General features: G+C 65.5%; 14 protein-coding genes. 12 read left to right on the top strand and 2 right to left on the bottom strand.

Annotation, left to right across the window (positions count from 1 at the left end; all coding sequences use genetic code 11):
* Positions 1-57: 57 nt before the first annotated feature.
* Positions 58-417, bottom strand: coding sequence for a hypothetical protein (locus tag C1878_RS03790; protein ID WP_114600365.1), 360 nt, complete (start codon positions 415-417; stop codon positions 58-60).
* A 449-nt stretch (positions 418-866) separates the two neighbouring features.
* Between C1878_RS03790 and C1878_RS03785 the strand changes: the two genes are divergently transcribed.
* The 11 genes from C1878_RS03785 to C1878_RS03735 all read left to right on the top strand — a co-directional run bounded on the left by C1878_RS03785 (position 867) and on the right by C1878_RS03735 (position 14487).
* Positions 867-1502 carry a type IV toxin-antitoxin system AbiEi family antitoxin domain-containing protein gene (locus tag C1878_RS03785; RefSeq protein ID WP_158539709.1) on the top strand — a complete coding sequence of 212 codons (636 nt, stop codon included), beginning with the start codon at positions 867-869 and terminating at the stop codon, positions 1500-1502.
* Positions 1503-1505: 3 nt separating this feature from the next.
* Complete coding sequence (locus tag C1878_RS03780; protein ID WP_114600363.1) at positions 1506-2396, top strand: nucleotidyl transferase AbiEii/AbiGii toxin family protein; 891 nt, start codon at positions 1506-1508, stop codon at positions 2394-2396.
* A 339-nt stretch (positions 2397-2735) separates the two neighbouring features.
* The gene (argC, locus tag C1878_RS03775; RefSeq protein ID WP_114600362.1) at positions 2736-3806 is read left to right on the top strand and encodes an N-acetyl-gamma-glutamyl-phosphate reductase; all 1071 of its coding nucleotides are present in this window, start codon (positions 2736-2738) and stop codon (positions 3804-3806) included.
* Between the two features lie 50 nt (positions 3807-3856).
* The gene (argJ, locus tag C1878_RS03770) at positions 3857-5191 is read left to right on the top strand and encodes a bifunctional glutamate N-acetyltransferase/amino-acid acetyltransferase ArgJ (protein WP_114600361.1); all 1335 of its coding nucleotides are present in this window, start codon (positions 3857-3859) and stop codon (positions 5189-5191) included.
* On the top strand, positions 5188-6171 hold the full coding sequence (gene argB, locus C1878_RS03765) for an acetylglutamate kinase (RefSeq protein ID WP_114600360.1): 984 nt from the start codon (positions 5188-5190) through the stop codon (positions 6169-6171). The genes argJ and argB overlap by 4 nt, the downstream gene beginning before the upstream one ends.
* 31 nt (positions 6172-6202) lie before the next feature.
* On the top strand, positions 6203-7471 hold the full coding sequence (locus tag C1878_RS03760; RefSeq protein ID WP_114600359.1) for an aminotransferase class III-fold pyridoxal phosphate-dependent enzyme: 1269 nt from the start codon (positions 6203-6205) through the stop codon (positions 7469-7471).
* A 280-nt stretch (positions 7472-7751) separates the two neighbouring features.
* Complete coding sequence (locus C1878_RS03755) at positions 7752-8180, top strand: arginine repressor (protein ID WP_080143495.1); 429 nt, start codon at positions 7752-7754, stop codon at positions 8178-8180.
* Positions 8181-8418: 238 nt separating this feature from the next.
* A complete protein-coding gene (locus tag C1878_RS03750; RefSeq protein ID WP_114600358.1) occupies positions 8419-9753 on the top strand; it encodes an argininosuccinate synthase in 1335 nt (444 codons plus the stop codon).
* Positions 9754-9767: 14 nt separating this feature from the next.
* Positions 9768-11156, top strand: a complete 1389-nt coding sequence (gene argH, locus C1878_RS03745) for an argininosuccinate lyase (protein ID WP_114600357.1) — start codon at positions 9768-9770, stop codon at positions 11154-11156.
* A 346-nt stretch (positions 11157-11502) separates the two neighbouring features.
* On the top strand, positions 11503-13908 hold the full coding sequence (locus C1878_RS03740; protein WP_199519280.1) for a transglycosylase domain-containing protein: 2406 nt from the start codon (positions 11503-11505) through the stop codon (positions 13906-13908).
* A gap of 75 nt (positions 13909-13983) precedes the next feature.
* Positions 13984-14487: a hypothetical protein gene (locus C1878_RS03735; RefSeq protein WP_114600459.1), complete on the top strand. Its 504-nt coding sequence runs from the start codon at positions 13984-13986 to the stop codon at positions 14485-14487.
* 121 nt (positions 14488-14608) lie between these two features.
* Here the strand turns inward: C1878_RS03735 and C1878_RS03730 are convergent, their stop codons facing one another.
* Entirely contained in the window at positions 14609-16738 is a 2130-nt protein-coding gene (locus tag C1878_RS03730) for a penicillin-binding protein (RefSeq protein ID WP_241963588.1), read from the bottom strand.
* Positions 16739-16978: 240 nt separating this feature from the next.
* On the opposite strand from C1878_RS03730, the gene C1878_RS03725 reads away from it, so the two are divergent.
* Positions 16979-19444: a U32 family peptidase gene (locus C1878_RS03725; RefSeq protein WP_114600355.1), complete on the top strand. Its 2466-nt coding sequence runs from the start codon at positions 16979-16981 to the stop codon at positions 19442-19444.
* Positions 19445-19585 lie beyond the last annotated feature (141 nt).

Here is a 19585-nt window from a genome sequence, read left to right as displayed (position 1 = left end):
CTTCAACAGGGGAGAGGGGTTCTCAAATACGCGACGGGGGGGGGGGGCGTCATTGTCTTATCTTACGATATTCGTTTGGGAAACGGGGCTATTGAAGAAAACCCCCGAAGCGCTATTCGAGGCGTTCTTCGATTCCCGTGTGCCTTCGAGGTGCTTTTCCATGAGATCGCACCACTTGGCAAGAAGCTCGTCGAAATCAGAGTCTTCATTTGCGAGTCTGGCTGCTTCCTGAGCGAGTTTTTCGGGATCTGCCAAAGACCCCATCGCTTTCAGCTCGCTCTCGTCCATATCTTCTTTTCGTCCGGCAAGCTTTTTGAACAGAGTAACAGTAGCCGCCCCAAGGGCGGACCCGAAAGCCGAAAGACTGCCGCTAGCGAGTCCGTCGACGCATGCTTGCATCAGGCTGAGTAAATCCATGGCTCCTTCTTCCGTCGTCTCTATATTGTAGAGTCTACAGATCAGCTTAACAAGATTTGGCGGGAGAGGGGGTAATGATGGCTCTGTATTTGGATTTGCGATCGCATTTGAGATGCGGACGTAAAAAGAAGGTGCGATTAAGAAAAACAGATACCGAAATGGCGGTAGCGATCGGGATTTCAGCGATTGGGGCCGCGACCCGAAAAAGAACAAGAAAGGACGCCGACGTGCCGAGAGACAGACAAGCCGGGGGAACTTTCTCTCTTATGTCGACAAAGCGCAAGCGGTTTTCGCTGGTGAGCCTATTGCGGTGGACGTGAAGAACCATAAACGCAAAATGAAGAAGCGCGTTAAGAGAGTCCGTCGCAAGGCTGCTAAGCGCAGTTCCGCTCTGGATCCAACCTGCCTTTATGTTTGAAATGTTGCAAACAAAATGCTACAATTCAAGCATGAAGACGATTGAGACAATAAAAAAACTTAACAGTATCTCAGCTTACCAGAAGGGTCTCTTCACCTCGGCCCAGGCGAAGAGGCTGGGCGTGGAGCGCTACGTCCTGTCGCGTCTTGAAAAGGACGGCTCTATTGAGCGGGTGGTCAGGGGCGTGTACCGTATGGGCGGCGCGCCGAGCTTGCGCGAGGAAGAGGTTATCGCCGTCTGGCTCTCGCTCGACCCGGGGCGCGAGCCGGGGACGCCGACCGACGCAGCTCGTGTGCCCGTCGCAACGGGGGCGACTTCGGCGTGGCTGCAACAGCTTGGGGAAATCGGTCCCACGCCGATGGAGTTCTGCACGGTCGAGAGAAAGCAGACGCAACGCGACGGCCTCACGGTGCGGAAGAGGGCCATCGGCAGTGAGGATATCGTCTACGCAAGCGGCATCCTCGCTACGTCGCCCGCGCGTACCGTGCTCGACCTTATCGACTGCGGAGAGGATCTGAGCCTCGTGGCGAGCGTGCTGAGAGACGCCCTCGAAAGGGGCCTTGTCGCTGATGTGGGGAAACTCGCAGAGGAGGTCGACTTGCGTGGCAGAAAGGCCGGGATTCCCAAGGGCGAGAGCCTTTACAGGCTGTTGGCGGAAGGCGAGTAACGAATGGCTTTCGAGAGCGCGGAGCAGTTCGACCGGACTGCGAAGAGGTCCATCAAGGAGTCGGGGCGCGATCCTGGGACGGCGTACCGGGAGATGCTGAGGGATCGTTTCCTCTGCCGCGTGTTCGGCGGTGCCGACGGCAGGTTCGTGCTGAAGGGCGGAAGCGGCCTGCTCGCGCGCATTCCCGACGCCCGCGCGACGAAGGACATCGATTTCGCCACGAGCTCGCGGGAGAGCGCCGAGACGATCCTCCGGACGCTGAACGTCCTCGCCTCAAGGGACTTGGGCGACTTCTGCTCCTTCAGGCTCACGAACAGCGAAGAGTCTCTCGACGAGAACGGCTATTCGCGCCTGCTCAGGCTGCGGTATGCGAGCTTCATCGGCGACGAGGAGAAAGACCCCATCCTCATCGACCTCTCGCTCGACTGCTCGACCACCCTGCCGCCCGAGCGCGTATCCCCGGCCAACCGCGTGAAGATCGAAGGTGCAGAGACCTGCGACTACCTTGCTTATCCTCTGCCCGACCAACTCGCCGACAAGTTGTGCGCCATCATGGAGCTGCAGCCTGGAGGTTGGCCGTCGTCGAGGATGAAGGACCTCGTCGACGTGGTCGCCTACGCGACCCATGAGGACTTCTCCCTGCGCCAGCTCGCAACCGCCATCGAGAGCGAATGCGGGAAGAGGAACATGACGGTTCCCAAGCGCTTTGAGGCCCCCTCGATCTGGCGGCCGCGCTTCGCCGCTTTCGCAAAACGTAACGGCGTTCCTCGGGATTACGCGGGGTTCGACGCGGCGGCGAAGCTGGCGGCGGAGTTCTTCGACCCCGCCCTCTTTGAAGGTGTTGCAGGAGATGCCGAATGGAGGCATATGAGTCTTCGATGGGCGCGGTGCTAGAGTCGTATCGGCGGGGCAGATGCGCGTCGAAAAGGCCCGACTGCAGAGAGAAGCGTAGATGATAGAGTTGGATCGAGCGAAATACGAAGCTGTCATTTCCGCTATCTCCAAATAGCCTGAGGCATTCGTTCTAAGGGATAAAACCGCCCCCGAATTCATGGGACGGGGTGGTTCGTTTCCTGTAACTATTTCATTTCTCGCCTTGCCAAACGTGCCGTTCTTTTTTACGATGGAGCGCAACGATGCTGCGGCGTATTTTTGTGCAGATGCACGATTTTGAGGTTTCTGCGCCTCGGCAAGTCGGGTTCGGCTCGGCGCGACGGCAAACGAGGGATCGACATGGCTATCAAGACGGGTATCGTGGGCGCTGCGGGATTCGCCGGTATCGAACTGGTGCGCCTCGTGCTGCGCCATCCCGACCTCGATCTCGCGGTCGTCACGTCCAACGAGCTGGCGGGCACGTCTGTGGCTGCGGAGTACCCCGGCTTCACCGGCGCCACCGACCTCGCGTTCGCCGCGCATGACGACCCGGCGCTCGACGCGTGCGAGCTCGTGTTCCTGGCCGTGCCCCACACGGCGGCCCTCGCCATGGCGCCGCGCCTCGTGGCCGGCGGCGCGACCGTCGTGGACCTCTCGGCCGACTTCCGCCTGAAAGACCCCGCCGTCTACGAGCAATGGTACGCCACGCCCCACACCGCCACCGACCTGCTGGCGCGCGCGGCGTTCGGCCTCCCGGAGCTGTTCCACGACGACCTCGAGCGCGTCGCCCAAGCCCGCGCCGCCGGCGAGCCCGCGCTCGTGGCCTGCGCCGGCTGCTATCCCACGGCAACCTCGCTCGCGGCCGCGCCCGCGATCCGCGCGGGTCTCGCAGCTCCGGACGGCACGGTCGTCGTCGACGCCATATCGGGCGTTACGGGCGCGGGCAAGAAGGCCACGGTCCGCACGCACTTCTGCTTCGCCGACGAGAACCTGGAAGCCTACGGCGTGGGCACGCACCGCCATACGCCCGAGATCGAGCAGATCCTCGGCATCGCGGGGCAGGGCCGCCTCGTGTTCACGCCGCATCTCGCTCCGCTCAACCGCGGGCTGCTCTCCACGGCGAACGTCCCGCTCGCGCCCGACGCGCCGGCCGACGCCGCCGCCTACGTGGACTTATACCGCGACTTCTACCGCGACAGCGCGTTCGTGCACGTGCTCGGAGCCGGCTCCATGCCGAAGACCTCCTCGGTCGCCGGCACGAACAACGCCCACGTCGGCCTTGCCGTGAACGCGGCCGCGCGCATGCTCATCGCCGTGTGCGCCATCGACAACCTGGGCAAAGGCGCGGCCGCCCAGGCCGTGCAGTGCGCGAACATCGTCTGCGGCCTGCCCGAGCGACGAGGCTTCGATGCCGTCGCCGTGCCCGTCTGAAGAAACCCGCCAGCGAACAGCCCGAGCAACGCAACCAGAAAGAAGCCGCCATGACCGACACGCACGCCGCATCCGCCCCGCCGTCATCCACCAGCAGCGTAACGCCACTGCGCGCAGAAACCCCGGTGCCCCTCCCCGACGCTCTCGCGGTCGTCGAGGGCGGCGGGGTCACCTCGGCGCGCGGTTTCCGCGCGGCCGGCGTCCATGCGGGCTTTCGCAAAGACCCCAGCCGCTTCGACCTTGCGCTCGTGGCCGCCGACAAGCCGTGCGTGTGCGCGGCCGTGTTCACCCAGAACGTGTTCTGTGCAGCGCCCGTCACGGTGTCCCGCGAGCATTTGGAGGACTGCGGCTACGGCATCGCGCAGGCCCTGGTCGTAAACTCCGGCAACGCGAACGCCGCCACGGGAGAGCGCGGGCTCGCGGCTGCGCGCGAAACGGCCCGCATCGCGAGCGACGTCCTCGGCTGCGCGCCCGCCGAGGTGCTGGTGGCCTCCACCGGCGTGATCGGCGAGCACCTGCCGCTCGAGCCGTTCGCTACGGGTATCCCCCTCGCAGCCCTCGAGCTCTCGGTGGTCAGCGGCGGCGCCAACGCGGCCCGCGCCATCATGACCACCGACACGCGCCCGAAGGAGGCGGCGGTCACGTTCTCGGGCGACGGTATCGGCTACGACGGCTGCACGTTCACGGTGGGCGGCATGGCAAAGGGCTCGGGCATGATCATGCCGAACATGGCCACCATGATAGCCGTGCTCACCACCGATGCGCCGATCCGGCCCGACGCGCTGCACGCCGCCCTCTCCCGCGCGGTGGGCCGCAGCTTCAACAAGGTCACGGTCGATTCCGACACGTCCACGAACGACTCGTGCTTCCTGTTCTCCAATGGCGGCGCCACGTCGAGCACCGTTCCCTTCCATCCGGGCTCTCCGGCGCTCGCCCGCTTCGAGCAGGCGCTCGAAGCCGTGTGCCAGAACCTCGCGCGGCAGATGGCCGCCGACGGCGAGGGGGCCACGCGCCTCGTCACCGTGAACGTGGCCGGCGCCGCCACGCCCCAGGACGCCGACGCCGCCGCGCGCGCCGTCGCCAACTCGCCGCTCGTCAAGACTGCCGTGTACGGCCACGACGCCAACTGGGGCCGTGTGGCCATGGCCATCGGCAAGTCGGGCGCGGCCTTCCGGCAGCAGGACGCCGCCATCGACATCATGGGCATGCCCGTGTGCCGGGGCGGGCTCACGGTGCCGTTCGACGAGGACGAGGCGCTGCGGCGTTTCGAGAACCCCGAAATCGTCATCGACGTCGACCTCGGCGCCGGCGATGCAGCCACGACGGTATGGACGTGCGACTTCAGTCACGACTACGTCACGATCAACGGAGATTACCGCTCATGAAGTACGCAAAGGACACGCGCCCCAAGGGCGTATCGCACAAAGCGGCGGAAGTGCTCGTCGAGGCGCTTCCCTGGATCAAGAACATCACCGGCAAGACCGTCGTCATCAAGTACGGCGGCTCGGCCATGGTGGACGCGCAGCTGCGCGCCGACGTCATGAACGACATCGTGCTGCTGAAGATCGTCGGCGTGAACCCCGTCATCGTGCACGGCGGCGGCAAGGCCATCACCCAGGCCATGGACCTCATGCAGTTCCCCGTGGAGTTCAAGGACGGCCAGCGCGTCACCACGCCCGAGGCCATGGACCTGGTGCGCACGGTGCTCATGGGCAAGGTGAACACCGAGCTCGTGGAAGCGCTCAACGAGCACGGCAACTTCGCCGTGGGCGTGAGCGGCGCGGACGCGGGCGTCATCGTGGCCGAGCAGGCCAGCCCCGACCTCGGGCGCGTGGGCCGCATCACGCGCATCAACCGCCCGCTTCTGGACGACCTCGTGGCCGGCGACTACATACCCGTGGTGGCGTCGGTGGCGCTCGGCGAGGACGGCGGCTTCTACAACGTGAACGCCGACATGGTGGCCGGGCACATCGCCGCCGCCATCGGCGCGCACAAGGTGGTGTTCCTCACCGACGTGGACGGCCTGTACGAGAACTTCGGCGAGAAGGACACGCTCATCTCGAACCTCACGCTGTTCGAGGCCCAGTACATGATAGAGAACAACGTGGTGTCCACGGGCATGATCCCCAAGCTGAAGTCGTGCGTGCACGCGCTGGAGTCGGGCGTGTTCCGAGCGCACATCCTGAACGGCACCACGCCGCACTCGCTGCTGCTGGAGCTGCTCACCAGCACGGGCGTCGGCACCACCATGCACTCCACGGAGGAGGCCTGCAAACTCGACACGCACCCGTTGGGCAACTTCGCCTCCAAGCTGCTGGAGAACCGCGAACAAGCCCTGCGCGAAGCCCAGCACCCGCAATCGTAGCCGTCCTCCAACCGAAAGCGAAGCGATCCCCATGAGCCTCGAAGAACAGCAGAACCTGGAAGCGACCTACGTCATGCACACGTTCGGGCGCAAGCCCGTCGAGTTCGTGCGCGGCGAGGGCATGGAGCTCGTCGACGACCAGGGCAACACCTACCTCGACTTCATCGCCGGCATCGGCGTCATCAGCCTGGGGCACTGCCATCCGGCCGTCGCCGGGGCGCTGCGAAGCCAGGCTGAGCGCCTCATCCACGTGAGCAACTACTACTACATCGAAGGCCGCGGGGAAGTGGCGCGCCGCCTTTCCGACCTGCTCAACAACGGCGCACCCGCGGATGCGGAGCCGTGGCAGAGCTTCTTCGCGAACTCGGGCGCCGAGGCCAACGAGTGCGCCATCAAGCTGGCGCGCCTGCACGCCCGCAAGCGCGCGGAGGCCCGGGCCCTTGCCGCCGGCGTCGGCGAGGACGAGGCCCGCGCCGCCGCGGCCGCCGCGCCGCGCGTCATCGTCACGCTCGAGCGCAGCTTCCACGGCCGCACCATGGCCACGCTCGCCGCCACGGCCCAGCCCGCCAAGCAGGAGGCGTTCCAGCCGCTGCCCGACGGCTTTGCGCACACGCCGCTCAACGACGTGGCCGCGCTCGAGGCGCTGTTCGCGGCCCGGGGCGACGAGATCTGCGCCGTCATGGTCGAATGCGTGCAGGGCGAGGGCGGCGTCCATCCGTGCACTCCCGCGTTCCTCGCAGCGGCGCGCAAGCTCACCGAGGAGCGCGGCGCGCTCCTTGTATGCGACGAGGTGCAGACCGGCGTCTTCCGCTGCGGAGCGCCGTTCGCGTTCCAGCGCTTCGGCGTCGTGCCCGACGTGGTGACCATCGCCAAGGGCGTGGCCTCGGGCATGCCCACCGGCATGTGCGCGGCGCGCGCGAGCGTGGCCGCCTCCTTCGAGCCCGGCGACCACGGCTCCACGTTCGGCGGCAGCAACCTGGCCGTCGCCGCGGCGGAAGCCACGCTGCGCACGCTCGCCGACGAGGGCTTCGCCGAGCGCGTCGAGCGCGTGGGCGCCTACCTGCGCGCCCGCCTCGCCGAGCTGCCCCGTGTGACGGAGGTGCGCGGCCTGGGCCTCATGGCGGCCGCCGACGTCGCCGAAGGCGTCGACGCGAACGACGTGGTCCTGCGCGGCTTGGGCGAGGGCCTCGTGCTCAACGCCACCGGTCCGCGCACGCTGCGCTTCCTGCCGCCGCTCGTGTGCGAGGAGCGCCACGTGGACGCGCTCGTGGAGGGGCTGGCGCGGCTGCTGGGCGAGTAGGGCGGCGAAAAGCGCCGGCGCCGACGCTTCGCAGGGCGTCGTTCGCTCGAACGTGCGCGCAGGCGGCCTAAAACCCGCCTCGAGGTGCGTCGGGCGCGGCCGATATGACCGCTTTACGGGAATTTTCGCACTTTTGGAAATTCCCGCTTCGCAAACGCAGTGTCATGGGTTACTATTTACTGCATAAATTTTGCCGGTCTTGCGATTTTCTGCATAACCGAGCGAATGGCTGTGAAACCGTATGTGATAGTTCTCCGGCAAGGGACAGAGAGTCGAGGGCATGAGGAAACGTCAGCAACGGCACGACATCATCCGCGACATCATTCGCGAGCATAATGTCAAAACGCAGCGCGATCTCGCGGATCAGCTGCAAGCCGCCGGCTACGATTGCACTCAGGCCACCATCTCTCGCGACATCATGGACATGGGCCTGGTGAAGTCCCGCGAAGGCTATTACGTGCTGCCGGAGGAAATGCGCCTCCAGCGCATGGTTTCCGAACTGGTTGAAGAGGTACACGTGGCAGGCAATCTCATCGTGGTCAAGACGTTCTCCGGCGGAGCCGCCGGCGTCTCCGCTGCGCTCGATAAAGCGAGCTTGCGCGGCGCGCTCGGCACCGTGGCCGGGGACAACACGATCATGATCGCCGCCGAGAGCCCCGAGGCCGCTGTCGAAGTAGAGCGCGCCATCGACCGACTGCGACGACGTTAGTCGTCTACTTTTCTCGTGAGGGGCGCTTTTCCCCCTCCACCTCCCCCAAGGCTGCCTGGCAGCATAAAGTCGTGAGGGCCGCCCGGCGCTCACGCCATCGCGAAAAGCCGCGATGCGCACGGGAATCCGTGTATCCGCAAGTCCTTGAAGACCGCGCGGATCCAAGGCCCACCTGTACCCGCATCGTAGACCCGGGCATACATCCATCAAAAGCAAATAATGCGAAAGGGTTATCATCATGGCTGATCAAAAGGAAAAAGCGGTTCTGGCATACTCGGGCGGCCTCGACACGTCGTGCTGCATCAAGTGGCTTCAGGAGAACAAGGGCGTCGACGTCATCGCGGTGGTGGGCGACGTGGGGCAGGAGCACGAGGGCCTCGAGAAGATCAAGCAGAAGGCGCTGAAGTCCGGTGCGCTCGACTGCCTCGTGGTGGACATGCGCGACGTGTTCGCCAAGGAGTACCTGGCCAAGGCTCTCGCCGCCAATGCCATGTACGAGAACAAGTACCCGCTGGTCTCGGCGCTGTCGCGCCCGCTCATCTCCAAGCACCTCGTGGACGCGGCCCACAAGTTCGGCGCGAAGTACATCGCGCACGGCTGCACGGGCAAGGGCAACGACCAGGTGCGCTTCGAGTCGAGCATCACCATGCTCGATCCCGACATCGAGATCCTCGCCCCGGTGCGCGAGTGGGACCTGCACACGCGGCCTGAGGAGATCGAGTGGGCGCAGAAGCACGGCATCGAGGTGCCCGCCACGAAGGCGTCGCCGTACTCCATCGACGACAACCTGTGGGGCCGGGCCATCGAGTGCGGCGTGCTCGAGGATCCCTGGATGGAGCCGCCGGCGGACATCTACACCATGACGGCCGACCCCCTGCAGGCGCCCGACGAGCCCGAGTACGTGGAGCTCACGTTCGCGCGCGGCCTGCCCTACATGATCAACGGCGACCAGAAGAGCTTCCTGGGCATCATCTACGCGCTGAACGAGATCGCCGGCAAGCACGGCTACGGGCGCATCGACATGATCGAGAACCGGCTCGTGGGCGTGAAGAGCCGCGAGTGCTACGAGGTGCCGGCCGGCCTCGCCCTCATCGAGGCGCACAAGGCGCTCGAGGACCTCGTGCTCGAGCGGGAGGTGCTGCACTACAAGCTGGGCATGGAGCAGGCGTGGGCGACCGCCGTGTACAACGGCCAGTGGTTCTCCCCGCTCAAGGAAGCCATCGACGCGTTCATGGCCTCCACGCAGCGCTGCCTGTCCGGCACGGTGAAGCTGAAGTTCTACAAGGGCTCCTGCACGGTCGTCGGCCGGAAGAGCGCCTACTCGCTGTACGACTACGCGCTGGCCACCTACGACAAGGACGACTCGTTCGACCACGCGGCCGCCAAGGGCTTCATCGAACTGCACGGCCTGTCCACCAAGACCTGGGCGAAGAACCGCAGGCAGGAAGGCGCCCCGGCCGAGCTCTTCGACGCCGAGAACCAAGAAGGCCCCCTCAAGAAGGGCAAGTACGAGGACGTCACCCCGCTGGGCGCCGAAGCCGTCGTCAAAGAAGCCGAAGCCGTCCTGGCTTAGCCGAAAGGAAACCCATGGCACTCTGGTCAGGCAGATTCACCGAGAACGTGAGCGAGTTCACGCAGCGCTTCGGCGCGTCGCTGCCCGTCGACAAAGCGCTCTTCGCGCAGGACATCGCCGGCTCGAAAGCCCATGCGGCCATGCTGGCGAAGGCCGGCGCCATCGCGGACGAGGACGCCGCCGCCATCGCGGGCGGCCTCGACCGCGTGCAGGATCGCATCGAGGCGGGGGAGTTCTCCTTCGACATCAACGACGAGGACATCCACATGTCCGTCGAGCGCGCGCTCATCGCCGACATCGGCGACGCCGGGGCGCGCCTGCACACGGGCCGCAGCCGAAACGACCAGGTGGCCACCGACACGCGCCTGTTCGCCAAGAAGCGCTGCGAGGACCTCATGCACGCGAACGTGGCGCTGCGCCACGCGCTCGTCGCGCAGGCCGAGGCCCATCCGGACGTCGTCATGCCGGGCTACACGCACCTGCAGCACGCCCAGCCCGTGCTGTTCGCGCACCATATGCTCGCCTACGTGTGGATGCTCACGCGCGATTTCGAGCGCCTTGCCGCGGCCCGGCGCGCCGCCGACGCGAGCCCGCTCGGCGCAGCGGCCCTCGCAGGCACCACGTACCCGCTCGACCGGCAGATGACGGCCGAGCAGCTGGGCTTCTCGCGCGTCATCCCGAACTCGCTCGACGCCGTGTCCGATCGCGACTTCCTGCTGGACCTGTCCTACGCCTGCAGCGTGTCGTGCATGCACCTGTCGCGCCTGTGCGAGGAGATCGTGCTGTGGTCCACCGCCGAGTTCGACTTCATCGAGCTCTCCGACGCGTTCTCCACGGGCTCGTCCATCATGCCCCAGAAGAAGAACCCCGACTTCGCCGAGCTCATCCGCGGCAAGACGGGGCGCGTGGTGGGCGACCTCGTGGCGCTGCTCGTGACCATGAAGGCGCTGCCGCTCGCGTACAACAAGGACCTGCAGGAGGACAAGGAGGGAGCCATCGACGCCGCCAAGACGCTCGAGGACTGCCTCGTATGCGCCGCGGGCATGGTCGAGACGATGGCCGTGAAGCCCGAGAGCATGCGCGCCCAGGCGAAGAAGGGCTACCTGGCCGCCACCGACGTGGCCGACTACCTGGCCAAGAAGGGCATGCCGTTCCGCCGGGCCCACGAGGTGGTGGGGCACCTGGTGCTTCTGTGCGAGCAGCGCGGCTGCGATTTGGAGGACCTGGCGCTCGACGACTTCCGCGCGGAAAGCGAGCTGTTCGAGTCCGACATCGCGAACTGCCTTGACCTTGAGAGCATCGTGGCCGCCCGCACCACCGAAGGCGGCACCGGCCACGCCGTGGTGGCCGAACAGCTCGCGCAGGCGAAGGCCGTCCTCGAAGCCGACGAGGCCTCCCTCTAGGACGTCGACGCACGCCGCCCGCGCGCTCTAACTCCGCGCGGGCGGCGTCTTTCCCTGATCTCGCGTGAGCGGCAAGGGGTCCGCCTTGCTCGCTCGGGGCGGCAGGCGAGCGGCGGTCGAAGCCGACGATTTCCCCGTTCCGCGAGAGGCTGCGCGCTTAGCCCGGCCTTCAAGCAATCGTTTACCTGTCTGTCATCCGGCCTCCGAACGAGCCTTCATATCGCTTGGTTTTTGGCTTCTCATCGGCCCTTATATCGTTGTGACCATTTTCCAACAAACTTATGTTGATTCAAGAGGGGCATTCTCCCGATGATACAATGGCGGGAGTTTTTCTGGAGGTGTTCACGTGGCTTCACGTTCGATAAAGAATAGGCCCAGTGCCAAGAAGAAGCATCCCAAGATCGGGCTGCTCACCGTCGTCTGCGTTCTGGCGGCCGTCGTCCTCGCGGGAGGCGTGGGCGTTTTCGCCGCCTGCTCCTCGTGGATAGGCGACCTGACCGACTACGACGTCACCAAGGCGGAGTCGTTCAACACGGCCATGCCGTCTGACATGTATGCGTCCGACGAGGCCACGCAGATGGCGCGGTTCCAGTTGGAGAACCGCGATCCCGTCAGCCTCGACGAGATCAGCCAATACGTGCTCGAGGGCACGGTGGCAACCGAGGACGAGCGCTTCTACGAGCACGGCGGCTTCGATCTGTGGGGCATCATGCGCGCCGCGGTGGTCACGCTCACCGGCTCGGGCCGCGAGGGCGCGTCCACCATCACGCAGCAGTTCGTGCGCAACACCATCCTCGCCGACGAGATGACCGACATATCCATCAAGCGCAAGGTGCGCGAGATGTACCTGTCCGTGAAGCTCGAAGAGGTGTACTCCAAAGACGAGATCCTGCGCATGTACCTGAACACCATCAACTACGGCAACGCCACCTACGGTATCCAGGCCGCCTCGCAGCGCTACTTCTCGAAGAACGCGACCGACCTCACGCTGGCCGAAGCGGCCGCCCTCGTGGGCATTCCCCAGTCGCCCTCGGTCAACAATCCGCTTGTCAATAACGGGGAGAACTGCCTGACCCGTCGCAACCTCGTGCTCGACCGCATGCTGTCGAACGGCTACATCTCCCAGGAGGAGCACGATGCCGCCCAGGCCGAGGAATTGGTGCTCAACCAAACGCTTCCGGCCGAAGAGGGAATCTACCAGTACCCCCACTTCGTGCGCTACGTGCGCAACCTGCTCACCGATCCCGAGGGTCCCTACAAGTACTCGCTGAACGAGGTGAGCGGCGGCGGTTGGAAGATCGTCACCACGCTCGACCCCGCAACGCAGGAGCAGGCCGAGGCGGCCGTGAACGACAAGGTAGAGGGCTTGCACGAGGCCACCGGCAGCGACGCGCTGCAGGGGTCTTTGGTGTCCATCGAGCCGTCGACGGGCAACATCAAGGCCATGGTGGGCGGCCCCTCCGATGTGAACCTCGCCACCGGCGAAGGCGGCGATCCGAACAGCCCTGGTCGGCCCACCGGCTCGTCGTTCAAGACGTTCACGCTCATTGCCGCGCTTGAGGCGGGCATCTCGCCTCAGACGATGCTCGACTGCACCTCGCCCGCAACCATTCCCAACACCCCTTACGGTTCGACGATTCCGCCTCTTGAGAACATCGACAACCGAAACTACGGGACGCGCAGCATAGCGCGCGCCTTCGAAGCATCGTCGAACACAGGCTTCGTGCGGCTGCAAATGGCCGTTGGCATAGACAAGGTGGCCGAGGTGGCCGAGCGGATGGGCATCACGTCCCCTCTGAGCCGGACGGCGGCCATGACGCTCGGCACGAACAACGTGACGATGCTCGACATGGCCAGTGCCTACGCGGCCATCGCCAACGAGGGCGTCTACAACGATCCCAACCCCATTTTGAAGGTGTACGACGGCGATGGGAACCTGATCATCGACAACACGGCCGAAGAGGGCAGCGATCTCAAGAAGACGACGAGCAAGCAGGTCATCTCTCCCGAGGTGGCCCATGCGGCCACCGAGGTCATGGAAACCGTGGTGACCGGCGCGGAGGCGACCGGCCCCGAGGCGGCGCTGTCCAGCGGCCAAGTGGTGGCCGCCAAGACCGGAACGAGCGAGAACTACATGGACATCACGTTCTGCGGCATCACGCCTCAGCTGTCCACGTCCATTTGGTTGGGCGACCCCTCTTCTTCCGATCCGGAAACCGGGGTCGCGCTGCCCAACCATACCACTGCAGCCGACGTGTTCAGCAACTTCATGAACGAGGCGCTGGCCGGCCGCCCGCTCGAGGATTTCGCGGATGCCGCCGACCCTCCGTACAAGACGTTCTCCGACAGCACCTACCATGTTGGCGGATACGGTTACTCCTCGAGCTCGGGCTCCTCGAGCTCGGACGATTCTTCAGATGACAAGACGAAACCAAGCGACTCGGGCAGCACTGGCTCCGGTTCGTCTACTGGCGGCGGTACGACTGGCGGAACCGGCACGCCGGGCGGCGGTACGACCGGCGGCGGCGAGTCCGGAGGCGGTGAATCTGGCGGCACCGGCGGAACGGGCGGTGAGTCCGGCGGCACCGGCGGCACCGGCGGAGAATCAGGCGGCGGCACCGGCGGAACGGGCGGTGAGTCCGGCGGAGAATCAGGCGGCGGCACCGGAGGCGGAACGACCCCGGCTTCGCTTGCAGTCAGGTTCGCTGCTCCGACGATTTGGTCGCGCGGGCTCGAACTGTTTGCGGCATAATAGATAAACTGGAACCATATAAGCTTACGCGCCGCATCCGAGCGGCGCTTTACTCGACAGGGAAGTAGGTTGTACATGAAACGTTCCATGCTCATCAAGGTCGTCGGCGTCGTATGCGCGGCTGCCGTGATGGTCGCCGCGCTCGCCGGCTGCGCCTCGCAGGAAAGCGCCGCGACGAAGCAGCAGGCCGAGAACCGGCAGTACATGACCCAGGTGAACCAGGTCATGGAGGATCTGAAAAGCAGATTGTCCAGTTTCACCGACGCGGTGTCGCGCGGCGACGTGGTGGGCATGAGGATGCAGGCCGACAACGCCTTCAAGGCGCTCGACGAATTGGACAAGCTCACGGTCCCCGACGACTTGAAGGACGTCCAGCAGGAGTACGTCGACGGTTCGAGCAAGCTCAAGGACGCCTTGAATTCCTACATCGAGCTTTACACGGAAATCGACAGCGCCACCGAGGCCCAGCCTTTCGACTATTCCACGTACGACCAGCGTATCGCTGATATCAAGAGCGCATACGACGAGGGCATAGGCAAGCTCCAGTCGGGCGACAACAAGGCCACCGAAAAGAACTAGGGATCTTTCAAGGGTGTTTTCCGGTGCGGAAACACCCTTGCGGCAGCCAAGCTGGATGCAAAACGACGCCCCGTCCGCAATTGCGGACGGGGCGTCGTTTGTGATGAGTGCCTAGGGACTCTTATGTTTCGGTATCAGGGGTCGGAGTCGGGTCGGGTGGCGGGTCTGGCGTGGGATCCGGCGTCGGCGTAGGATCGGGCGCAGGCGTTGGCGTCGGATCGGCCGGCTTCGGCCCCTTGGATATCGTGAGGATGATGTTCGACCCTTGCACGGACTGGCTCATCACGACGTTGGCCGGAACGGTATCCGAATACTCGTACGCCGCGTATGCATTGTAGCCGCCAAGCAGGCTCGTGGCCTCTTCGAGCGTCTTGCCCACCACGTTGGGCGCCTTCGAGGCGTCCTTCTCGTCCTCTTTCTCGTACTTCTTCTGCTGCTCCGTGTTGAACGGGTTCTTGTACTCCGGATCCTTCGTCTCAGGGAACTGTGCGACCTCCGTGCCCTCAAGCGCGCGTGACATGAAGTCCTGCCACAGGTCGTTGGCCTTCAGGTAATGGTCCGTTTCGATACTGCCGGCAGGGTTGCCGATCCACGCGGCGCAGGAGAGCTGTGGAGCGTATCCGACGAGCCAGTGGTCGGCGAAGTTTTGCGATGTGCCGGTTTTGCCCGCCACGGGCTGGCCGTTCGAGGGCCCCGAACCGTATGCCGTTCCGTCCGACGTCTCGAATACGGTGCGCAGCACCTTCGTCGTCGCGCCGGCAACCTCTTCGCTTATCACGCGCTCGCCCTCAGTGGGAGCTTCGTAAATGGTCTCGCCGTTCTTGTCGACTATCTTCGTGATGGCAACGGGGTTGTGCTTGACGCCGCCTGTTGCGAACGTGCCGTAGGCGCTCGCCATCTCCAGCGGCGTCACGCTGCCGGCGCCGGTGGTGACGGTGAGGACGTTGGGGAGGTCGTAGGTTATGCCCGCCAAGCGGGCCATGTCGATGACCTTGCCCGGCGTCAGCTGTTGGGTGAGTCGGATATAGCCGGTGTTCGAGGAGATGGCCGTGGCGCTCTGAATGGTGCGGATGCCGTAGTTGGCATTGTCGAAGTTCTGGATTTCCGTGCCGTCGGACAGGGTCATAGGGCCCGTGCAGTCGATGCGCGTCGTGGGGCTGATTCCGTCCTTGATGGCTGCCGCGAGGGCGAAGGCCTTGAACGTCGAACCCGCTTGGCGGCCGCTGCCGCCGTCGCCGGTGGCGAGGTTCACCTGATTCGCTTCGAAATCCTTGCCACCGGAAAGTGCCAAGACCTTTCCGGTGGAGGGCTCCACCGCAGCGAGCGCCGCATCAAGATCATCGTCCATGCGGTTTCGTTGCGCTTCGCACGCCTCGTCTGCCATATTCTGAATGGCGGGGTCGAGCGTCGTGTAGATGGTGTAGCCGCCCTCGAACAGGTTGCCTTCGGACATTCCGTAATCCTCGCTGTGGTAGAGCAAAAGATTGCGCACGTAGCTCGTGAAGAAGGGGTACGCGTAGATGCCGTCGGCGGGCGCGTCGGGCGCCGGGTTCAAATTCAGCTCCTCGCTCTGCGCCGCATCGTGCTCTTCCTTCGTGATGTCGCCGGCCGTGAGCATGCGGTCGAGCACCACGTTGCGGCGCGTTTGGCACGCTTCGGGGTTCGTCTTGGGGTTGAGGTAGGTGGGGGACTGGGGGATGCCCACCAGGGTCGCCGCCTGCGCGAGCGTCAGGTCGAGCGCGGACACCTGGAAGTAGTTCTGCGCCGCCGCCTCGATGCCGTAGCAGCCGTCGCCGTAGTTGATGGTGTTCAGGTACATAAGAAGGATCTCGTCCTTCGTGTGCATCTTCTCGAAGTCGACGGCGAGCTGCGCTTCGCGGATCTTGCGTTCGAACGAGATGTCGTTGGCCTCCTCGGACAGCACGGTGTTTCGCATGAGCTGCTGCGTGATGGTCGAGGCGCCCTCGAGGGCTCCGCCGCCCAGGTTGACGAAGACGGCGCGTGCGATGCCGGGAAGGTCGACGCCGTCGTGCTCGTAGAAACGCACGTCCTCCGTGTCCACCGTTCCTTTGAGCACGTAGGGGCTCACTTGGTCGGGGGACGCGAGGGGGTCGCGTTTCTCCAGCTGGAATTCTGCCAGGAGCGTGCTGTTGTCGCCCGCGTACATGGTGGACTCCTGCGCGTAGTTGAACGCGTCGGTGCTCGCAAGGCTGGGAAGGTCGTTCGTCCAGTCGCGCATCACGTGGAGCATGCCTTGAACGCCCTGGTACGCTACGAAGCAAAGGGCCACCGCTGCGACGAGCAGAAGCCACTTTGCGGCATGGGTGCGCGTTTCGCGCTGTTTTCGCCGTATTTTCATGGTTGGATTATACTACCATACTGCCGTTGCCGAATCGTAACGAGGCAGGCCGGCGCAAGGAAATGAGCATAAAGCGGCTGTTCGCACGCATAAATTTGAACTGACCGCAGAATATACGCAGTAAGGAATGAGATGTCGCATCAAATCGAAGAAGCCCCTCCGGTCGAGCTGCTCGCCCCCGCGGGGAGCGTGGAGGCTCTGCACGCGGCGGTCGCCGGCGGTGCCGACGCCGTCTATCTCGGCCTCGACGCGTTCAATGCGCGCCGCAACGCCGACAACTTCACCCTCGCCACGCTCGGCGACGCCTGCGATTACGCGCATCTGCGCGGCGTGCGCGTGTACGTGACGCTGAACACCGCCATCTTGCCTTCGGAGGCCGATCGCGCGCTCGAATGCGCGCGGCAAGCCTACCGTGCGGGGGCCGATGCGTTCATCGTGCAGGACATCGGTTTGGCGGCCGAGCTTGCGCGGACGCTTCCCCAGGCGCGCTTGCATATATCAACGCAGATGAACACCCACAACGCCGCCGGAATCGAAGCCGCCGCCAAGCTGGGCGCCCGCCGTGTGACGCTCGCGCGCGAGCTGTCGCTGGCGGAGGTCGCGCATCTGTCCTCCGTGGCGTCCGGTCTCGGCATGGAGGTGGAGGCTTTCGCCCACGGCGCGCTGTGCGTGTGCTATTCGGGCCAGTGCTTCATGTCCTCGATGATAGGGGGGCGCTCCGCCAACCGCGGCCTGTGCGCCCAGGCGTGCCGCCTGCCCTACGAGCTGCGCAATCGGGCGCAGCGCAAGGAACTGCCCTCGCCGGGCGACCACCTGCTCTCTCCGCAGGACCTGTGCACCATCGACCTCGTGCCGGAGTTGGTGGAGGCGGGCGCCGCCTCGCTCAAGATCGAGGGCCGCATGAAGTCCGCCGACTACGTGTTCGCGGTCACGTCCGCCTACCGGGCCGTGCTCGACCGCGTGCTCGCGGCGCGACCGGACGTTTCCGTGCGGGCCACCGACGAGGAGCGCCGCGTGCTCGAGGAGGCGTTCTCGCGCGGCTTCACCACGGCGTACCTCACCGGCCAACGCGGCAACGACATCATGAGCTACGGCCGTCCCAACAACCGAGGCGTGTTCGTGGGCCGCGTGGCGTACGCGCGCGACGGGGTGGCGGGCATTGCGGTCGAAGAGGAGCTCCACGAGGGCGACGTGCTGGAGTTTTGGACCAACAAGGGGCATTTCGCCCATACGCTCGGCCCCGTCGAGGTCGACAAGAAGGGGAACGTGCGCACGGCGCCGCAGCGTGCGGTGGGAAAGGGCGACCGCGTGTTCCGCGTGCGCAACGCGGCCGCCGGTTTCGCCGACGATCCGCTTGCGCCGCGCATTCCCGTCGCAGGTTCGGCGAGGCTGCGCAGAGGCGAGCCGTTGCGCATGGAGTTCTCGCTTGTCGACGCCCACGGTGTCGCCCGCGTCGTCGGTTCCGCCGAAGGCGACGTCGTGGAAGCCGCGCGCACGAAAGCCGTGGAGGCTCAGGACGTTCGGACCCATATCGACCGGCTTGGACAAACTCCGTTCGAGCTCGTGTCGCTCGACGTCGACCTCGACGACGGCGTGGGCATCGGGTTCTCCCAGCTGCATCGCGTTCGCGCCGAGGCGCTCGACGATCTCGCCATGCGCCTGCTCGCACCCTATCGCGACCGCGCACTGCCGCGCGTGCAGGAGCGTGCCCGTCGCTCTCCGGCCGAGCGCCGCGGCTGCTCCATCGCCGCATGGACGACCAATCCGGTGTGCGCGCGGGCGGCCAAGCGCGCCGGCGCCGACGTGGTCTACGTTCCCGCGCTCAACTACAAGCGCGGCGAGGCCGTCATCGCCGGCCAGCGCACCGGCACGGCCGAGCAAGCGGGATATCCGAAGCAGTGCGTCACGGCGCTGCCCGTCGTCGACCACGACCCGGTGCCCGGCACGCGCGAGGAGGCGCTCGGCTTCGACCCGTGGCGCTACGTGAAGCCCGGCAAGCCCGTGCTCGCCGAGAACCTGGGGGCCGTCGCGCGCGCCCTCGAGATGGGGGCCGTGGTCGAGGCGGGACCGCATCTGCCCGTCACGAACCGCCTTTCGCTCGAGACGATGGCCGATCTGGGTGTCGAGCGGGTATGGCTTTCCCCCGAGCTCACATTGGGCCAGGTGGCCGATCTTGCCGAGAACGCGCCCGTCGCGCTCGGCCTCACCATCATGGGCGCCCAGGAGCTCATGGTGTGCGAGCATTGCCTGCTCATGGGCCAAGGTCCGTGCGACGAGCGTTGCGACGAGTGCGTCCGCCGCAAGAGCCCGCACTATCTCAAAGACCGCAAGGACTACGAGTTCCCGGTGGTCACCGACGCCCTCGGGCGCAGCCATGTGTACAACGGCGTGGTTTTGGACGTGGCGCAGGTTGTGCCCGACCTTATCGCGGCCGGCGTGTCCGCGCTCATGGTGGACGCCACGCTCATGAACGGCGAGGAGACCGCGTCCGCCGTGGCCCGCGCCGTTCGCGCTCGTGACGTGGCCCAGCGCGACGGCAACGCCCTCGCCAAAACCCCCGGCACCACGAGCGGCCACCTGTTCCGGGGCGTCTCGTAGGTCACTGTGGCGTCGGAGCCAATTGCCGGGTTTGCCGGTCGACTGTAGGGGCGGGCTGCTGCCCCCCCGGCGCGGCGCCTCGCGAGTGCGGGGCCCCTGCGGCGAGCAACGCACCCGATCCCTGCGAGGGCGCCCCGTGGC

The organism is Gordonibacter sp. 28C (assembly GCF_003339845.1).
GTDB lineage: Bacteria > Actinomycetota > Coriobacteriia > Coriobacteriales > Eggerthellaceae > Gordonibacter.
The sequence above is the reverse complement of the archived record's forward strand: the minus strand, read 5'-3'. Positions and strand labels throughout refer to the sequence as shown.

Coding starts and splice junctions, on each gene's coding strand:
- C1878_RS03790 (WP_114600365.1), bottom strand. CDS start 417: ATGGATTTACTCAGCCTGATGCAAGCATGCGTCGACGGACTCGCTAGC.
- C1878_RS03785 (WP_158539709.1), top strand. CDS start 867: ATGAAGACGATTGAGACAATAAAAAAACTTAACAGTATCTCAGCTTAC.
- C1878_RS03780 (WP_114600363.1), top strand. CDS start 1,506: ATGGCTTTCGAGAGCGCGGAGCAGTTCGACCGGACTGCGAAGAGGTCC.
- argC (WP_114600362.1), top strand. CDS start 2,736: ATGGCTATCAAGACGGGTATCGTGGGCGCTGCGGGATTCGCCGGTATC.
- argJ (WP_114600361.1), top strand. CDS start 3,857: ATGACCGACACGCACGCCGCATCCGCCCCGCCGTCATCCACCAGCAGC.
- argB (WP_114600360.1), top strand. CDS start 5,188: ATGAAGTACGCAAAGGACACGCGCCCCAAGGGCGTATCGCACAAAGCG.
- C1878_RS03760 (WP_114600359.1), top strand. CDS start 6,203: ATGAGCCTCGAAGAACAGCAGAACCTGGAAGCGACCTACGTCATGCAC.
- C1878_RS03755 (WP_080143495.1), top strand. CDS start 7,752: ATGAGGAAACGTCAGCAACGGCACGACATCATCCGCGACATCATTCGC.
- C1878_RS03750 (WP_114600358.1), top strand. CDS start 8,419: ATGGCTGATCAAAAGGAAAAAGCGGTTCTGGCATACTCGGGCGGCCTC.
- argH (WP_114600357.1), top strand. CDS start 9,768: ATGGCACTCTGGTCAGGCAGATTCACCGAGAACGTGAGCGAGTTCACG.
- C1878_RS03735 (WP_114600459.1), top strand. CDS start 13,984: ATGAAACGTTCCATGCTCATCAAGGTCGTCGGCGTCGTATGCGCGGCT.
- C1878_RS03730 (WP_241963588.1), bottom strand. CDS start 16,738: ATGCTCCACGTGATGCGCGACTGGACGAACGACCTTCCCAGCCTTGCG.
- C1878_RS03725 (WP_114600355.1), top strand. CDS start 16,979: ATGTCGCATCAAATCGAAGAAGCCCCTCCGGTCGAGCTGCTCGCCCCC.